Raw genomic sequence first — 2,189 nt, 5'->3', positions numbered from 1 at the left:
ACTTGTCGATCGTCTGTTGGTGATACTGGTTTGCAAAGAGGTCATTCTTAATGGCGCTGCGTTTCTTCATGGTGGTTAGCTCAGTAGACCAGCTTCCGATAACTTTATCAGCAAAATCAAACTCGGCTTAGGTTTTTCGAGGTGCCCAGCAATAACATCATGCTTATTACCTGAATATTGATAATGAACCATCTCTATTTTTCTACTACGTGTTTTGGCAATCAATGTATCATCGGCAATTAGTACACAAGGGCTTTTTTTGTCTATAGAAGGTTCAACTAATCGCCATAGGTCTTTAGGGCGGAAACATCTACTTTTTAACCATCGGCTAACCGTGTCATGAGATAAAGGCGATGGGCTGACTTCTGATAACGCCAAACTAGAGTATCTTACACTGCTTACTTGCAAGAATATTTTATAGATATCTTTAATGCATGGATAACCGGACAAAATATGAACATCCTGATTTTTTCTTGTTTTTAAATTTATACTTCTTTTTTAGAGACTGCGAAACTCGTGATGAAGTGAATTTGCTGTATGTTTCAGCGACCCGAGCGAAGAAAACACTTATCATCAATAAATTGTTGGTAAATATTCTAGCCAACGTTGTTGAGAATGAAAAAACGGCACAAGCTTAATTCAGGAATGCCTCTAAAACTCGCTGTAATCGATTTTGAACCGTTTTCTTGTGACTAATCATGAAAGAATACCCGTAAAAAAAATAAACGCACCTGAGAAGATAGGGTGCGTTTTTGTATGGCTGGATTATGATGTCTGATAGGTAATGAATAAATAGCGTATTTAATATAGCGGGTTTGTTTGCCATAATTCAATCTGACGCTAGCCATCATTGAAGATATCGGATGAGTAAAAAATTCACCCCAACGCCACACGACAGCGTATTCAAGCAGTTTTTAAGTGAAAAAGAGACGGCAAAAGACTTCTTCGACATTTGGCTTCCTGATGAGATTAAGTCGCTGTGTGACTTAGATAGCCTAAAAGTGGAATCTGGATCATTTGTCGATAGTGAAATGAGAAACTACCAGAGCGATATTCTCTATTCGGTGAATACTCAACAGGGGAAAGGTTATGTCTACCTATTGATTGAGCATCAATCGACACCGGATAAACTGATGGCATGGCGACTCATGCGTTATAGCATGGCAGCGATGCAGAAGCATTTAGAGGCTGGCCACAAAAAATTACCGTTAGTGTTTCCTATCCTGTTTTACACAGGTGAAAAAAGTCCTTATCCCTATAGCACTCATTGGCTTGACTGTTTTCATGACAGAAAACTCGCAGAGCGTATCTATACTCAACCGTTTCGATTAGCAGATGTGACAACGCTAGAAGACGGTCAGATTATGAAGCATAAGCGAATGGCTTTGTTGACCCTCATCCAAAAGCACATCCGCAGAAGGGATATGACCGAGTTAGTGGATAGCATTGTTAAACTGTTGTCGTATAATTATTATACCGATAATCAGGTTATCACGATGTTTAACTATCTCATCCAGGAAGGTAACGCAAAAAAACCAATGGAATTTATCACCCATATAGCCAAAAAATCAGAGAAACACGAAGGAGCACTTATGACTATTGCTCAAGCATTAAGGCGAGAAGGATTACAAAAAGGATTACAAAAAGGATTACAAAAAGGCAAACTGGAAGGCTATCAATTAGGCAAAAATGATGGCGTTCAAGAAGGTAAACTTGAAGGCGAAAAACAGGCATCGATGAAGATAGCGCGCCAACTTCTTGAGAAAGGCGTAGAAAGAGATATAAAGCGTGTTGCTTAATAGTGAAATAAGGGTGTTTCGGTGATTGAAGTAAATTTTACGCTGTTCTGAGATGGAAATTCCAAAGACCTGCGCTAAGGAGTAAGAAGGTATCATCAATAAAGGGTCTACGATTCCGTAAAATTTGGGTCATGCAACCGAGGCGCTTGATACCCGCGATGGCGTGTTCAACTGTAATACGGATGCCCGAGATTATTTTATTTTCTTGTTTTTGTTCAGGCGATAAAGGTCTTTTTCGAGTTCCTTTTTTTGGGATTTGTGTATTAGGATGCTGTTTATCTATACCTTGAAAACCGGTATCTGCCCAGATGGTTACCTCAGGAGGAATATGGCGAATTATATCGACTTTATCGAGTAAGCGTTTATCGTGACGGCGCCCATTTTTGCTCA

4 protein-coding genes are annotated in these 2,189 nt (G+C 39.5%); 2 read left to right on the top strand and 2 right to left on the bottom strand.

Features of this window, described 5'->3' with window-relative positions:
• Window positions 1-75: 75 nt before the first annotated feature.
• Window positions 76-450 (bottom strand): hypothetical protein, encoded by a 375-nt coding sequence (locus CBG25_RS19670; protein WP_290607864.1) that lies wholly within the window; start codon window positions 448-450, stop codon window positions 76-78.
• On the opposite strand from CBG25_RS19670, the gene CBG25_RS19665 reads away from it, so the two are divergent.
• Both CBG25_RS19665 and CBG25_RS19660 read left to right on the top strand, forming a co-directional pair.
• Window positions 435-638, top strand: coding sequence for a hypothetical protein (locus CBG25_RS19665; protein WP_290608761.1), 204 nt, complete (start codon window positions 435-437; stop codon window positions 636-638). The two genes, CBG25_RS19670 and CBG25_RS19665, sit on opposite strands and share 16 nt — an antisense overlap.
• Window positions 639-863: 225 nt before the next feature.
• The gene (locus CBG25_RS19660) at window positions 864-1,799 is read left to right on the top strand and encodes an Rpn family recombination-promoting nuclease/putative transposase (protein WP_290608759.1); all 936 of its coding nucleotides are present in this window, start codon (window positions 864-866) and stop codon (window positions 1,797-1,799) included.
• A 37-nt stretch (window positions 1,800-1,836) separates the two neighbouring features.
• Here the strand turns inward: CBG25_RS19660 and CBG25_RS19655 are convergent.
• On the bottom strand, window positions 1,837-2,189 hold a 353-nt coding region (locus tag CBG25_RS19655; protein ID WP_290603898.1), incomplete at its 5' end, for a transposase family protein.

Origin of the sequence: Arsenophonus sp. ENCA (assembly GCF_002287155.1) — a bacterium.
In the GTDB taxonomy this organism is placed as follows: domain Bacteria; phylum Pseudomonadota; class Gammaproteobacteria; order Enterobacterales; family Enterobacteriaceae; genus Arsenophonus; species Arsenophonus nilaparvatae.
The sequence above is the reverse complement of the archived record's forward strand: the minus strand, read 5'-3'. Positions and strand labels throughout refer to the sequence as shown.

Bases quoted from the DNA above. Each gene is read 5' to 3' on its own strand.
- CBG25_RS19660 (WP_290608759.1), top strand. From the start codon at position 864: ATGAGTAAAAAATTCACCCCAACGCCACACGACAGCGTATTCAAGCAG.
- CBG25_RS19665 (WP_290608761.1), top strand. From the start codon at position 435: ATGGATAACCGGACAAAATATGAACATCCTGATTTTTTCTTGTTTTTA.